Annotated in this window: 10 protein-coding genes, 3 tRNA genes and 1 pseudogene; 4 read left to right on the top strand and 10 right to left on the bottom strand. The window is 65.4% G+C overall.

Going from position 1 to position 13,776, the window contains the following annotated elements; genetic code table 11:
* Positions 1–25: 25 nt before the first annotated feature.
* The 3 genes from pepE to KI797_RS16205 all read right to left on the bottom strand — a co-directional run bounded on the left by pepE (position 26) and on the right by KI797_RS16205 (position 3,463).
* Positions 26–766 (bottom strand): dipeptidase PepE, encoded by a 741-nt coding sequence (gene pepE, locus KI797_RS16215; protein WP_005326891.1) that lies wholly within the window; start codon positions 764–766, stop codon positions 26–28.
* Between the two features lie 140 nt (positions 767–906).
* Positions 907–1,518 carry a response regulator transcription factor gene (locus KI797_RS16210; protein WP_226170107.1) on the bottom strand — a complete coding sequence of 204 codons (612 nt, stop codon included), beginning with the start codon at positions 1,516–1,518 and terminating at the stop codon, positions 907–909.
* Position 1,519: 1 nt separating this feature from the next.
* Positions 1,520–3,463, bottom strand: coding sequence for a sensor histidine kinase (locus tag KI797_RS16205; protein WP_226170105.1), 1,944 nt, complete (start codon positions 3,461–3,463; stop codon positions 1,520–1,522).
* A 260-nt stretch (positions 3,464–3,723) separates the two neighbouring features.
* Between KI797_RS16205 and dsrO the strand changes: the two are divergent.
* From dsrO to KI797_RS16185, 4 genes and pseudogenes are all read left to right on the top strand, one after another.
* Positions 3,724–4,514: pseudogene (gene dsrO, locus KI797_RS16200) on the top strand (sulfate reduction electron transfer complex DsrMKJOP subunit DsrO).
* Positions 4,504–5,610 carry an NrfD/PsrC family molybdoenzyme membrane anchor subunit gene (gene nrfD, locus KI797_RS16195; RefSeq protein WP_226170103.1) on the top strand — a complete coding sequence of 369 codons (1,107 nt, stop codon included), beginning with the start codon at positions 4,504–4,506 and terminating at the stop codon, positions 5,608–5,610. The pseudogene dsrO and the gene nrfD overlap by 11 nt, the downstream one beginning before the upstream one ends.
* Positions 5,610–6,617 (top strand): hypothetical protein, encoded by a 1,008-nt coding sequence (locus KI797_RS16190; protein WP_226170101.1) that lies wholly within the window; start codon positions 5,610–5,612, stop codon positions 6,615–6,617. The genes nrfD and KI797_RS16190 overlap by 1 nt, the downstream gene beginning before the upstream one ends.
* A 2-nt stretch (positions 6,618–6,619) precedes the next feature.
* Positions 6,620–8,716 (top strand): molybdopterin dinucleotide binding domain-containing protein, encoded by a 2,097-nt coding sequence (locus KI797_RS16185; protein ID WP_264160711.1) that lies wholly within the window; start codon positions 6,620–6,622, stop codon positions 8,714–8,716.
* Positions 8,717–8,772: 56 nt separating this feature from the next.
* Here KI797_RS16185 and KI797_RS16180 read toward each other — a convergent pair whose 3' ends face one another.
* The 7 genes from KI797_RS16180 to KI797_RS16150 form a co-directional block, all read right to left on the bottom strand.
* Positions 8,773–10,134 (bottom strand): endonuclease/exonuclease/phosphatase family protein, encoded by a 1,362-nt coding sequence (locus KI797_RS16180; protein ID WP_226170099.1) that lies wholly within the window; start codon positions 10,132–10,134, stop codon positions 8,773–8,775.
* Between the two features lie 464 nt (positions 10,135–10,598).
* On the bottom strand, positions 10,599–11,336 hold the full coding sequence (locus KI797_RS16175; protein ID WP_226170096.1) for an EAL domain-containing protein: 738 nt from the start codon (positions 11,334–11,336) through the stop codon (positions 10,599–10,601).
* A gap of 187 nt (positions 11,337–11,523) precedes the next feature.
* Positions 11,524–11,799, bottom strand: coding sequence for a hypothetical protein (locus KI797_RS16170; protein WP_226170093.1), 276 nt, complete (start codon positions 11,797–11,799; stop codon positions 11,524–11,526).
* Positions 11,800–11,934: 135 nt separating this feature from the next.
* Positions 11,935–12,019 (bottom strand) — tRNA-Tyr (locus KI797_RS16165).
* Positions 12,020–12,064: 45 nt separating this feature from the next.
* Positions 12,065–12,149 (bottom strand) — tRNA-Tyr (locus KI797_RS16160).
* A 32-nt stretch (positions 12,150–12,181) separates the two neighbouring features.
* Positions 12,182–12,266, bottom strand: a tRNA-Tyr gene (locus KI797_RS16155).
* A gap of 232 nt (positions 12,267–12,498) precedes the next feature.
* Positions 12,499–13,587, bottom strand: coding sequence for a ketoacyl-ACP synthase III (locus tag KI797_RS16150; protein ID WP_226170090.1), 1,089 nt, complete (start codon positions 13,585–13,587; stop codon positions 12,499–12,501).
* Between the last annotated feature and the right edge of the window lie 189 nt (positions 13,588–13,776).

Here is a 13,776-nt window from a genome sequence, read left to right as displayed (position 1 = left end):
TCACATCGGCTCGTCTGCCATGGCGTCAGTCGCCGGGCTGAAACGGCGTCAGTGCTGCCAGTGGCCGGGCATCCTCATACTCCCGGGTCGTCTCGCCGTGCTTGAAGATCTTGAAGCCCTCGCCCCGGGCGCTCCAGTATTCGATGGTTTCGCCGCTGCTCTCGCCGCTAATCTGCAGCAGGCTGGCTTCGCGCAAGGCCACCACGGATTCGCTCGGATTGATGGCACAGAACTCGGCGAGGCGCTCGTCCCGGGTCTCCCCCATGTGGCCGCTGATGCTGGCGTCCAGATAGTGGGGGTTGATTTGCAGCGGGAACAGGCCCAGCGCCGGCAACACGGCGGCGCTGCACACCGGCATGTCGTTGGTGGTGCGAATGCTCGGGGTCGCCACGTTGCAACCGGCGCTCCAGCCCACATAGGGTACGCCTCGCTCGCGCACGGCGCGCTGGATGGGGACGACCAGACCGTATTCGTGCAGCAGCTGGTTCAGGCGCCAGGTGTTGCCGCCGCTGATGAAGATGGCCTCCGCCTGCTGGATGGCATCCACCGGATCGTCGAACTGGTGGATGCTGATGGTCTCCACCCCCAGGCTCTCGGCGAGATCCTGGGCGCGGGCGTCCCAGTCGCTGCGGATCACCGCGTAGGGGATGAGCAGGATGCGCTTGACCTGTTTGCGGGCGAGCAGGGTCTGTACCCGGTCGCGGGCCCAGCCAAGCAGGCCGGGGTGTTCGGTGGTTTTACCGTTGCTGAGCAGAAGCAGTTCCATGATGTTTCCTCGAAACAAGGCGCAGGACCTTGGTCTGTCCTGATGAAGGGAAGGGGCACTCTACCCTCAAGGCGGCGCCAAATATGTGATCTCTGCGCGTTTTGTGCCCCCGGGTTAGGAGGGCTCATGGATTGACCGCGTCAGGGTTGCCCGTTGACCGCCGCATAGCACAGCATCAGTTCGGCCAGGGAGCCTGCCTCGAGACGTTTCATCAGGCTGGCGCGACACACCTCGACGGTGCGCACCGAGATGCAGAGATCCTGCGCTATCTGCTGGTTCTTGTGGCCCCGGGCGATGAGTTGCAACAGCTGGTGCTCGCGCGGGGTGAGCCGCTCAAAGGCGGCCAGCTGGGCGAAACGGGTGGCCGCGCTCAGGGTCGCCTGCTCGGCCCGTGCGATGGCGGCGAGCAGGGGGGCCAGCTGCACCGGCTTTTGCAAGAAATCCACCGCCCCCTGCTTGAGGGACTCCACCGCCAGCGGCACCTCGCCGTGGCCGGTGAGGAACAGTATGGCGATGGGGCTCTGGGCCGCCTTCAGCCGCTGCTGCACCTCGGGGCCCGACAGCCCCGGCATGCGGCAGTCGAGGATGAGGCAGGCGGGCTGGTGCAGGTCGACCTCGGCCAGAAAGCGCTCGCCATCGGCAAAGCTGAATACCTGCCGCTCGTCGCAGCTCTCCAGCATGAAGCGCAGGGAGTCGAGCACGGCCTCGTCATCGTCGACCAGATAGAGCGGGGGGCGGGAGAGGGGCGTCATCTCAGTTCCTCGGTGTCGGCGGGTGGGTGGGGGTGGCTGAGGCGGGATCCTCGGGTGGCGGCACGGGCAGGATGACCCGGGCCAGGCAGCCGTGGGGGCTCAGGTTCTCCAGACTGAACTGGCCGCGATGGCTCTCGACCACCTCCCGGCAGATGGCGAGCCCCAGCCCCATGCCATCAGGCTTGTCGCTGTAAAACGCCTGCTGCAGTTCGGTCGCGGGGACCCTCAGCCCGGCACCGTTGTCGCGGATCTCCAGCAGCAATCTCTGCGCCTCGAAGGCGATCAACAGCTCGACCCGGGCAGGCCCCTGTGCCGCTGCTTGCATAGGAGGGTGAGCAGGGGAGTGAACAGCGGCGCGCACCCTCTTCGCCGCACTCTCGGCGCCATTCTTGATGAGGTTGACCAGCAACTGCTCCATCCCGGTGCCGTCCAGAGGGAGCCGGCGCGGCTGGCCCCGCCAGTGCAGGGTGAAGGCGACGTCGAGCGGCGCCAGCATCTGCTCCAGCAGGGGGCGCAGCTCCGCCACCAGGGTGGGCAGGTCGCAAAGCTCGAAGCGGGGAGGGCGCTTTTGCAGCCGGGCTCTGAGCCGGTTGACGGTATGGGTGATGCGCTGGACCTGGCGCCCTATCTGCTCCAGAGCCTGACGCAGGGAGGCCTGGGCGGCAGCTTGGGTCGGGTCCTGTGCCAATCTGTCCAGTCGCAACAAGGCCCCCTGGCTGTAGTTGGCGATGGCGCTGAGGGGCTGATTGATCTCGTGGGCCACGTTGGCGCCGAGTTCACCGAGTTCGGCGAGCCGTCTGGCCTGTGCCAGCTGGCGTCCCTTCTGCTCGAGCTGGTGGCGGGCTTTGAGCAGCCGGCGCTGGCTGCGGTTGAACAGACGTTGCAGCAGCAGGTGGTGACCCCCCAGCAGCAGTACCAGCGCCAGGGCGCCCCAGCCCCACTGTTGATGCTGGCGCAGCCAGTGCCAGGCTGCTTGCCACCAGGGGCCCTGCAGCGGGTGGCGATCCAGCGCCTTGAGCAGGCGGTCGATGGCGAGCTCGCTGGTGGGCACGGTCCAGCCCGCCGAATCGGCAGCGATGGCCGCCTCGCTATCAGCGGGCAGGTCGAACAGTGCACGGGTCACCGCCAGCGCCAGCGCGGGGGAGGCCCGCTCTGTCTTGGCGAAGGACCAGTTGGGATAGAGCCGGGTCGAGCTCTGGCAACCAAAGCCGGGGGGCGCCTGATCGTCCAGCACCCGAAACGCCCCCCTGGCGACCTTGCCCTCCCGCTCCATGCGCTCCAGCTGGCATACCGGCACGATGGCGGCAGCCACCTCACCTGCCGCCAGCCGCTCGATGAGCCGGTCCAGCGGAAAGCCGGTGAACTGCACGGTGGAGAAGAAATGTTCCAGCCGAGCTCCCTGTTCGCCCGCCTCGAAGCGATAGGCGAGGTAGCCGCCGAAGGCGTTCTCCGAAACGGCGGCGACCGCTTGCCCCTCGAGGTCACGCCAGTGTCGGTAGGGGGCCTGGGCAGGCACCACCAGCGCGGCGCCGATGGCGAGGTTGTCTCCCCCGGCCGGGCTCTTGAGGGTGGCGAGCCAGGCCAGCGGATACTGGCGTGCCAGGCTCACCGACTGGCCCGGGTTGGTGATGACGAAATCGAGGTGCTCGAGGGCGACGGCCTCGGCCAGTTCATCGAGCCCCAGCGGATGCAGCACGAAGCGATGGGCGGGGACGCGCTGTGCCAGCCAGCGCAGCAGCGGTTGCCACTGGGCTCTGGCCAGGGCCGGGCCGCGGGTTGCCAGCACGCCGATGCGTATCGGCTCGGCCAAGGCCCGCACCGGCGTGGCCAGGGATGACGCGGATTCCTGTTGGGCCGGCGCTGGCGAAGAAGGGGTCGGGGCGGCCTGCACCCGCAGCGGCAGGGCTGACAGTGCGAGCCAGAGCAGCAGGCTGAGCAGTGACAAGGGAACTGGGACGTGCAGGGGGCTCTCCTCTTGGTGCAAAGGGGGCAGTCTATCACCGGGACGATGTGCTGGGTCGCCTTGACTCCGTGATGGGGCAGCGAATGGGGCTTTGGTCACAGTTTGGTGGTTATGGGGCCGGTTTTATTGCGCTGGATCAACCCGGCTCCCGGTATGTGGAAAACCACAATAGAGGCGACTTCCTGCGTTGAGGACAATCGGCCCAACCCCTTTCAAGCCAGCTCAGCAGAAGGAAAGACGCCATGGAGCCCAGCAAGCGCCGATTGTTATCCGGGATCGCCGCCCTCACCGCAGGGGCGGCCCTGATCCCCGTCACCCAGGTTCAGGCGCAGCCCGTTCCCGCTCCCCGCAACGGGCGGGCGGCCATCAGCCGGGGGGACGGGCGCAAGCGTTACGGCATGCTGATCGACCTGCGCCGCTGCGTCGGCTGTCAGGCCTGCACCGTGGCCTGCACCATCGAAAACCAGCCCCCTCTCGGCCAGTTTCGCACCACGGTAAGCCAGTACGAGGTGAGCGACGTGGCCGCCCTCGAGGCTCCTGCCTCCCTCTTGATGCTGCCGAGGCTGTGCAACCACTGCGCCGAGCCCGCCTGCCTCGATGTTTGCCCTACCGGTGCTACCTTCCCGCGCGATGACGGCATCGTCGTGGTCAACAACGACTGGTGCGTCGGCTGCGGTTACTGCGTGCAGGCCTGCCCCTACGATGCCCGCTTCATCAACCACGAGACCAACACCGCAGACAAGTGCACCTTCTGCGCCCATCGACTGGAGGCGGGGGGCTCTTGCCCGCCTGCGTCGAGAGCTGTGTCGGCGAGGCGCGCATCATAGGCGATTTGAACGACCCCAAGAGCCGGATCAGCCGGCTGCTGCGCGAACACGAGCCGGCGCTCAAGGTGCTCAAACCCGAGGCCCATACCCAGCCGCGGGTCTTTTATCTCGGCATGGACGAGGCTTTCGTCAGCAAGGTCGATGGCAACCCGGCCCTGCGCACCCTGCTCACCGACGATGGCAAGGAGATAGCCCATGGTCATTAACGAACTGCTGGCCCCGGCTCAGCCCATCACCTGGTTGCCCTGGGCAGTGCAATATTTCTTCCTCATCGGCCTCGCCTACGGGGCCCTCTGGCTCGGCGCGTTTGATCTGTGGCGCAAAGAGCAGGATCCGCGGTTGCAGACCCTGGCGGCGGTGCTGATGGTGGCGGCCGGCCTGGTGGCCCCCATCGCCCTGACCGCGGATCTGCACCAGCCGGCCCGGGCCTGGCACTTCTACGCCCAGACGCGCTATGGCTCCGTCATGTGGTATGGCGCCTATCTGCTGCCGCTGTTCAGCCTGCTCTCCATGCTGCTCGGCTGGCTGCTGCTAAGGCCAGCCCTGGCCCGGCGCGGCGCAGAAGGGGACAAGATAGCCCCCCTTGCCCGGCTGCTCTGCCTGGGAAGCTGGTCGGGGCACGTCTGGCTGCGGCCCCTCTCCCTGCTGGCCGCCGTGAGTGGGCTCAGCATCGCCCTCTACACCGGGCTCGAGACCATGGCGGTGGCGGCGCGCCCGCTCTGGCATACTCCCTGGTTGCCCTGGCTGCTGACCCTGAGCGCCGTGCTGGGGGCCCAGAGCGCCCTGCTGCTGCTCAACCGCTTGCTGGCGGGTTGGCGTGCCCAGACCGAGTCGACCCTGCTGCGCCAGAGCGGCTGGACGTTAGGCCTGCTGGCACTCTCCCTGCTGGGCTGGGCCCTGTTGGGCGGCGCCTCGGCGGCAGAGGCCGCGGCCCTCTATCGGCTCGATCCGAGCTGGCGGCTGGCGGCCCACTGGCTGTTGCTGACCCTGGGGCTGGCCAGCCTGCTGATGCTGGTGCACCGAAGGATCTCTGCCCGCCTGGCACTCTGGGGGCTGGCGCTGCTGGGGCTGCACCTGGTGTGGGGCCTGCGCTGGCTGCTGCTGATTCAGGGGCAGCTCGCGCCCAAGTACGGGGCCGGCGTCTATCTCTATGAAATTGCCTGGGGGCCGGCCGGTGTGCTCGGTATCCTCGGCACCTTCGGTCTGCTGCTGGCCCTGCTGATGGCCCTCTCGGAGCTGGTGCGCCCCTCTGCTTCCCCCGCCATCAAGGCATCCACAACTTTTGCACGCGAGGCACTCTGATGGATCACAGCAAACGCAAGTTTCTCAAGGGCGCCGCCATCGCCGGTGGCACCGGATTGTTCGTCGCCGGTTACAGCGATACCCTCAAGCAGGTGGCGAGTGGCCTCGCCACCGGCAGCTCGGGCCAGCCGACCCGGGATCCCATCCATGGCAACTCGCTGGCCGTGGAGTACCGGGTTGACGAGCAGGGAGAGTTGCACCCCAACCCGGCCCAGCGAGTTGCCAACACCATGTGCCTCGGCTGCTGGACCCTGTGCGGAGTGCGGGCTCGCATCGACAACGAGCGCGACCAGATAGTGCGGATCCTGGGCAACCCCTATCACCCCCTCTCCGCCCGCCATCACATCGACTTCAAGACCCCGGTCAAACAGGCGCTGCTCGCCACCAGCGGCTATCAGGAAGGGGGGCTGGACGGGCGCTCCACCGCCTGCGCCCGGGGCAACGCCATGCTGGAGCAGCTCGACAGCCCGCAGCGAGTCACCCGTTGTCTCAAGCGGGTGGGGCCCCGTGGCAGCGGCCGCTGGCAGAGCATCCCCTTCGAGCAGCTGGTGGCCGAGGTGGTGGAGGGGGGCGATCTGTTTGGCGAGGGCCAGGTTGATGGGCTGCGGGCCATTCGCAACCTCGCCGAGCCGCTCGACCCAGCCAACCCGGAGTACGGCCCCAGGGCCAACCAGCTGCTGGTGAGCAACGCCTCGGACGAGGGGCGGGATCACTTCATCAAGCGCTTCACCTTCAACAGCTTCGGCACCCGCAACTTCGCCAACCACGGCGCTTACTGCGGCCTGTCGTTCCGGGTCGGGGCCGGCGCCCTGCTGGACGATCTGGAGAAGAACGCCCACCTCAAGCCGGACTGGGACGAGAGCGACTTCCTGCTGTTCATGGGCACCTCGCCCCAGCAATCGGGCAACCCCTTCAAGCGCCAGTCCCGCCAGCTGGCGGCGAACCGGGCGCGACCGGGCAAGCCGTTCTCCTACGTGGTGGTGGCCCCAGCCTGCCCAACACGGTGAACATGCCCTCCGCCCCCGCCAACCGCTGGCTGCCCATCCGCCCTGCCACCGACTCGGCGCTGGCCATGGCCATGCTGCGCTGGATCATCGACAACCAACGCTACGCCGAGCCCTTCCTGACGGCACCCAATGCCGCCGCTGCCGAGCGGGCCGGCTATCGCGGTTTTTGCAACGCCAGCCATCTGGTTGTCTGCGACGAGGGGCATCCGCGCTTCGGCCAGATGCTGCGGGCCAGCGATCTTGGCTTGCCCTTTGAGGGGGAAGCCTATGGAGAGGGGGACGCCATACTGGTAGAGGAGGCGGGCAGCGGCGAGCCGAGACCCGCCGGCCAGTGTGAGCGGGCCAACCTCTGGGTGGCTCGCCCCCTTCAGGGCCCCAAGGGGGAGTTCACGGTCAAGAGCAGCTTCCAGCTGCTGGTCGAGGCGTGCCGGGAGCACTCTCTCGCGCAATACAGCGCCGAGTGCGCCGTGCCAGTGAGCGATATCGAGGCGCTGGCGCGGGAATTCACCAGCCACGGCACCCGGGCGGCTGTGGTCTCCCACGGCGGCACCATGAGCGCCAACGGCTTCTACTCGGCCTGGGCCATCATGATGCTCAACGTCATGATTGGGAACCTCAATGCCCGGGGCGGCGCCGTGGCGAGTGGCGGCAAGTTCGATCCCTTCGGGGCGGGGCCGCGCTACGATCTGGCGAGCTTCCCCGGCATGGTCAAGCCCGCCGGCGTCTTCCTGTCGCGCTCCAAGTTCCCCTACGAGAAGACCTCCGAATATCGGCGCAAGCGCGAGGCGGGCCAGAATCCCTATCCGGCGCAAGAGCCCTGGTTCCCGATCTCGGGCCCACTGCTCGGCGAACACCTGACTGCGGCGGTGAACGGCTACCCCTACCGGCTCAAGGCCTGGATCAACCACATGGGCAACCCCCTCTACGGCCAGGCCGGGCTCGCCAAGGCCATAGGTGAGCAGCTCAAAGACCCTGCCGTGCTGCCGCTCATTGTCAGCATCGACAGCTTCATCAACGAGTCGTCGGCGCTGTCGGACTACATAGTGCCGGATACCCTCACCTACGAGTCCTGGGGTTGGGCCACTGCCTGGCACGGGGTGATGACCAAGGTCTCCACCGGTCGCTGGCCCATCGTGGAGCCCCGTGTCGCCAAGACAGCCGAGGGGGATCCGGTCTGCATGGAGTCCTTCTTTATCGCGGTGGCCAAACGGCTTGTGCTGCCGGGCTTTGGCGAGGGGGCGCTCAAAGGGGCGGATGGCAAGCTGCACGCCCTGCACAAGGCGGCGGACTTCTCCCTCTACGGGGCGGCCAACGTGGCCTATCTCGGCGAGCCGGTGCCTCCCATCGGGTCTGAGGATCTCGCCTGGTCCGGGGTGGCGCGCATCCTGCCGGTGCTGAATGCCACCCTGAGTGCGGAGGAGGCGGGCCGCGCCGCCTATCTCTTCGCTCGCGGCGGGCGCTTCGAACCGGCGGCCAGGGGGCGCGATGAAGCAGGTCAGCCAAGCAAGCGCTGGCCCAAGCCGCTGATGGTGTGGAACCCCGAGGTGGGCAGCCGCCGTCACAGCCAGAGCGGGCAGTTCTTGAGCGGCACCCCGCGCTTTTTCCGCCCCCAGCTGGCGGACGGCACGCCGCTCAATGAGGCGTTCAAGCCGGCCCAGTGGCCGCTGCTGCTCACCAGTTACAAATCCCACACCATGAGCTCCATGAGCATCGGCTCGGATCGCCTGCGCCAGGTGAACCCCAGCAACCGGGTGCGGCTCAATGCGCAGACGGCGGCGCAGCTGGGGATCGAGAGCGGGGACAGGGTGCGGGTCAGCACCCCGGATGGCAGCGTGATCGGGGTGGCCGAGTGCGTGGCTGGGGTGCAGGCCGATGCCATCGCCATCGAACACGGCTTCGGCCACAAGGAGCTGGGGGCGCGGGAACACTGGATAGATGGTCAGAAAGTGGTCGCCAATCCGCTGCGCGGAGCCGGAGTCAACCTCAACGATCTGGCGGTGCTGGATCCCAGCCGCCATGGCCGCTATCCCCTGGTGGACTGGGCCATCGGTTCGTCGGCCCGCCAGGGGCTGCCGGCCCGGGTGGAGAAGCTGGTATGACGATCTAATGAAAACGGGGCCTGCGGGCCCCGTTGCTTATCTGCTCTGCGTCACTGTCACAGTTTGAAGTCGACCCACACCAGGCGGTGATCCGAGCTGACGCCCTTGGCGATGCCCAGCTTGGCGTCATACACCAGGTGGTAGCCAGGCTCGAAGCTGGCCGGCCAGAACACGCCGGAGGCGACCGCGTTCAGGTTGGCGGAGGGCAGCACGTGGTCAAGCTGCAGGCCGCTGCTGCTGGTGATGCGCTCCGGGGTGGGGCGGTTGTTGTTGCGCTTGCACTGATCCGGCTGGCTGGCGAGGCACTCGGGGCCGCCCTGGCTGACCGGGATCAGGGCGCCGTTGGTGACGGCCTGATTGACCAGCACATGGTTGTGCAGATCCTGAATGGCGGTGAGATCCCCATCGCCAATCTGGGGATCGGCATTGAGATCGCCGGCGATGACGAACTTGGCACCCTCGGCCAAGCCACCCGCCTTGCCGGCGTCATCCACCATGTAGCTGGCGGTCTCTACATAGTCCTGCCAGAAGGCGACTTCGGCCCGGTTGTGCTTGACGTTGTGGCGCGCCGCGTTGCCGAAGATGGGCGGGGTCGGGTGGGAGATGAGGAAGTGGATCACCTCCTCCTTGTTGCCGCGCTTGATGCGCACCGGCACGTCGGCGTGGTTCTTGGACGAGAGCGGGAAGGCCTGCCAGGCGGCATCGTCATACCAGGCATCGCCACACTGGCGGCCGGCCGGGATCGGCGCCTTGGCATTGTTGCAGTCGTCGATGACCGGGTTCACTTCGCCCGGCATGTCCTTCCACTTGAATTTCTGGAAGGTGCGGATCTGCTTGGTATCGATGGGGTACTGGGACATCACGGCGAAGGCGTACTGGCCGTGGTAGTTGCCAAAGCCCCAGGCGTCGTCCGGCCCGTTGTTGATCTTGCCGTCCAGTTTGAGGTCATGGCCGCTCATCAGACCGGTGTTGGTGGCGAAGTTCTGCAGCACCGGGTAGCTGATGGCCTTCACCTCGTCGTGCTGGGCATGGGCCAGGTAGTTGTCGTTGAAGGCTTTGAGGTCCGTGGTGTCGCTGCCCTTGCCGTCATTGTCGAATTCGTTGAGCAGGAACACGTCCGGCCGGGCGCGCTGGATAATCTCGGCAATGTTGCGGATCTGCTGCACGTCGAGGGCCTTGGTCTTCTCGGCGCCGCTCAAGGTGCCATCGGCGAGGCGGGCCAGCAGGGCATCCTGCTCGGTGCGGCTGAGGGCCAGTTCACCGGCGAGCATGCCGGCGGCGGTGCGATCGAAGGAGAGGTTGAAGGTAGCGAAGCGAACCATGGGGGTCGGGGTCTCGGAGTCATTTTGGCTGTTACAGCCTGCCATCAATCCGAGGGAAATGGCAGCGGCCAGTAGGGATTTGCTGATATTTTTCATTGTAATATTCCGTAGCATCAACAGGTTATGCCTGAGAGTCAAAGAAGCCCAGGCGGGCCCATTATAGAGATGCGGGGCCGAAACGGGTTCTGAATGAGCCAAACTGTGAGACCATTCACAGCGCGAGCAGAGGAAGGGGGCGGGATGAGTCGGCAGCCAGGGCCCCGGGTGTTCAGGACCAGCGAGAAAGAAGGAAGGGACAGGAGGCGTTGGCGCTCCGGCTCCGGGTGTTCAGGACCAGCGAGAAAGAAGGAAGGGACAGGAGGCGTTGGCGCTCTGGCTCCGGGTGTTCAGGACCAGCGAGAAAGAAGGAAGGGACAGGAGGCGTTGGCGCTCTGGCTCCGGGTGTTCAGGACCAGCGAAAGAAGGAAGGGACAGGAGGCGTTGGCGTTCTGGCTCCGGGTGTTCAGGACCAGCGAGAAAGAAGGAAGGGACAGGAGGCGTTGGCCTCTGGCTCCGGGTGTTCAGAACCAGCGGGAGAGGGGGGAGGGCATGGCGTAGGCGTAGCCCTGTTGGTAGTCGCAGCCGAGGCGGTTCGCTATCTCGATATGGGTCTGGGTCTCCACCCCTTCACACACCACGGCCATGCCGAGTCGCTGCAGGTATTTCACCAGCCCCACCAGCATCTTCAAGGCGTGTGAGGTGCACGCCGCCTGCAGCAGCAGGGAGCGATCCAGCTTGACTACCTCGTAGGGCAGTGCCATCAGCCGCTGAAAGTTGCACTCCAGGGAGCCGAAGTCGTCGCAGGCGATGTGGGCGCCATGGGCGCGCAGCACCTCTATCAGCGCCCTGTACTGGCTCTCCAGCCGGGTGTGCTCCAGCACCTCGAACCAGATGTCGATCCCCACCTTGCGGGCCTGTATCAACACCAGCAGCAACAGATTCTGATAGGTCGGACTGGAAGGCGCCGGGTTGAGGTTGATGGAGAGCGTATAGGGGCCTTTTTGCGCGAGTACGGGCAGGTCGCGCAGTATGGCCCTGAGCATGACGATATCCAGATGCAGGGACTCGTCCTGGCTGAGCGAGGCAAAATCGATGCCCTGATAACATTGCGCCACCGGATCCCAGCGCCTGGCCAGCGCCTCGTACCCCTTGACCTGACGGTCCCGACCGATGATCGGCTGGTAAAAGGGAACGGCAACATCTGCCATGGCCATCATTGCCATGGCACTCATCGGATACTCTTCTTTGAACGCAAACATGGCACTCACCTGATGGACGAATATGGCTGCGCATCATACAAGGCGCAGTCATCCAGCCGCTGTAGGAATTGTCTGATAATCAACCTGCTGCTTGCGTGGGCAGGGGCTGGCTGGAGAGTCGCGAGGGAGATCCGTCAGGAAGCAGGGGCGCGTGATGAAATGGGTCCCAGGGAGGTCGGGTGAGGTGTCAGCGAAGTGCGTGTTCCGGCTGGTGGCCTCCGGCATCAAGGATGGGCGTACCATGCATGGCCTGGGCCAGCCACTCCCAGTCCAGTGGCGGTGTGCCGGCCTTGAAGCGCTGGTAGGCCTGGCCCTGATGGATGGTTAGAAACAGGGTTGTCGACAGGCCGAGGCGATTGAGATAACGCACCATGACGTCCCCTTGATAATGGCGCAGCCGTTGCTGCAGCTGGGGCAGGCTCAAGCCCTGCTCCTGGCCGGTTTCATCCCAGATTGCAAACATGCGAGGTGGCTCCTGACGGTGAGGAGTCCACTGTTTCGAAAAACGCGGAGCAGGGCAATTGTCAGATCTGACAGTGCCGAATGGAATCTTTCCAGAAAAGCGAAAACCCGGCGCAAGGCCGGGTTTTCTGAAGGATGGTGGAGGGAGAAGGATTCGAACCTTCGAAGGCAGAGCCGTCAGATTTACAGTCTGATCCCTTTGGCCGCTCGGGAACCCCTCCACAGGGGTACTACTTTTTACAGGCCTTGCATGCAATACAGGAAGATGGTGGAGGGAGAAGGATTCGAACCTTCGAAGGCAGAGCCGTCAGATTTACAGTCTGATCCCTTTGGCCGCTCGGGAACCCCTCCACGCGGTATTTTCCTGATTGTTCGCACTTGAATGGTGGAGGGAGAAGGATTCGAACCTTCGAAGGCAGAGCCGTCAGATTTACAGTCTGATCCCTTTGGCCGCTCGGGAACCCCTCCCCAAGTGCGAGGCCGCATACTACCAGATCCGGCAAGCTTGTGAACCCCCAGGCCGCATTATGACGACAAAAAAGTGTCGACTGGTTATTTTTTGATATCTCTCGCTCAAAATTCACGCTTTTCAATGACTTTTATGTCGATGTCCACAGCGGAGGTCGGCAGGGAGGAGATACACAGAGGAGCCACGATGGGCTCCTCTTTTTTATGCGGCAAAGGATGGCAGTGGCGAGGCTCAGGCGTCGGAGGGGCGCGCCTGCTGGCAACCCTGCACCGCGTGGGCGATGAGTTCGAGGGCGCTCTGCTCGCAGGGGGGCAGCTCCTCGTCACATTGGCCGAGCGGGGTGACGCGCTCGCCCCATTTGATGAGGGCGGCACCCCAGGTCAGGCCGGCCCCGAAGGCGGCGGTGAGCAGATAGCTGCCTGGCTTGACCCGGCCCTGCTCCAGCGCCTCGCACAGGGCGATGGGCACGGTGGCGGCGGAGGTGTTGCCGTACTGCTCTATGTTGACCATCACCTTCTCCATGGGGGCGTTCATGCGCTTGGCCAGGGTCTCTATGATGCGCACGTTGGCCTGGTGCGGCACTATGAGGTCGACTTGCTCGGGGGTTATGCCGGCCTGGGTCAGCACGACGCCGGTGGCCTCGCCCATGCCGCGCACGGCGCGCTTGAAGATCTCCTGCCCCTCGAAGTTGAAGGTGAACAGGCCGTCGATGTCGGCGAAACGCACCCGATCGGTGCCGAAGTTCGGCACGTGCAGTATCTCTCGCGCCTCGCTGTCACAGCCGAGCTTGCTGGCAATCAGGCCGCTCTTCTGCTCGCTCGCCTCTATCACCACGGCGCCGGCACCGTCGCCAAACAGCACGGCAGTGTCGCGCTTGGCCCAGTCCAGCAACTGGGTGAGGCGCTCTGCGCCTATCACCAGTACCTTCTGCATCATGCCGGTCTGCACCAGGGAGGTGGCGACCGAGAGTGCGTAGACAAAGCCGGTACAGGCGGCATTGAGGTCGAACACCGCCGCCTTGTGGGCGCCCAGGGCCTGCTGCACGGCAGAGGCACAGTTGGGCACCAGCGTGCCCGGGGTGGCGGTGGCGAGTATGATGCCATCGAGTTCACCGGCGTCCAGACCGGCGCAGGCCAGGGCGCGGCGGGCGGCCAGGGTGGCGAGTGCCTGGGTGCTGACATGGGAGACCCGACGGGCCTTGATGCCGGTACGCGGATAGATCCACTCATCCGAGGTATCCATGATGGTGCTGAGGGCATCGTTGGTCAGCACTGCGGGAGGCAGACATTTGCCCCAGCCGGTGATATTGGCGTATTTCATCTTGTTATCGCTTCTTGTTGTGGATCGCCCGCGGGCGGAAGACATTGCGCAATTATGTCGTACAGGGTTTCCAGTGTCATCCCGCGGGGAGGGGAGCGCAAGGGGGCGCAGGGGGAACAAGGTCGTGATTTTGCTTAAATTCCCGCGCCTCCTTGTCTTAAGATGAGAGCCCGACCCAGGTTCTCCCTT

Source organism: Aeromonas media (genome assembly GCF_020423125.1).
GTDB classification, from domain to species: Bacteria; Pseudomonadota; Gammaproteobacteria; order Enterobacterales; family Aeromonadaceae; genus Aeromonas; species Aeromonas media.
This window is presented reverse-complemented; position numbering and strand designations above follow the sequence as displayed.

What these genes read in the sequence shown, in the direction of transcription:
- pepE (WP_005326891.1), bottom strand. Translation starts at nt 766, where the DNA reads ATGGAACTGCTTCTGCTCAGCAACGGTAAAACCACCGAACACCCCGGC.
- KI797_RS16210 (WP_226170107.1), bottom strand. Translation starts at nt 1,518, where the DNA reads ATGACGCCCCTCTCCCGCCCCCCGCTCTATCTGGTCGACGATGACGAG.
- nrfD (WP_226170103.1), top strand. Translation starts at nt 4,504, where the DNA reads ATGGTCATTAACGAACTGCTGGCCCCGGCTCAGCCCATCACCTGGTTG.
- KI797_RS16190 (WP_226170101.1), top strand. Translation starts at nt 5,610, where the DNA reads ATGGATCACAGCAAACGCAAGTTTCTCAAGGGCGCCGCCATCGCCGGT.
- KI797_RS16185 (WP_264160711.1), top strand. Translation starts at nt 6,620, where the DNA reads ATGCCCTCCGCCCCCGCCAACCGCTGGCTGCCCATCCGCCCTGCCACC.
- KI797_RS16180 (WP_226170099.1), bottom strand. Translation starts at nt 10,134, where the DNA reads ATGAAAAATATCAGCAAATCCCTACTGGCCGCTGCCATTTCCCTCGGA.
- KI797_RS16175 (WP_226170096.1), bottom strand. Translation starts at nt 11,336, where the DNA reads ATGTTTGCGTTCAAAGAAGAGTATCCGATGAGTGCCATGGCAATGATG.
- KI797_RS16170 (WP_226170093.1), bottom strand. Translation starts at nt 11,799, where the DNA reads ATGTTTGCAATCTGGGATGAAACCGGCCAGGAGCAGGGCTTGAGCCTG.
- KI797_RS16150 (WP_226170090.1), bottom strand. Translation starts at nt 13,587, where the DNA reads ATGAAATACGCCAATATCACCGGCTGGGGCAAATGTCTGCCTCCCGCA.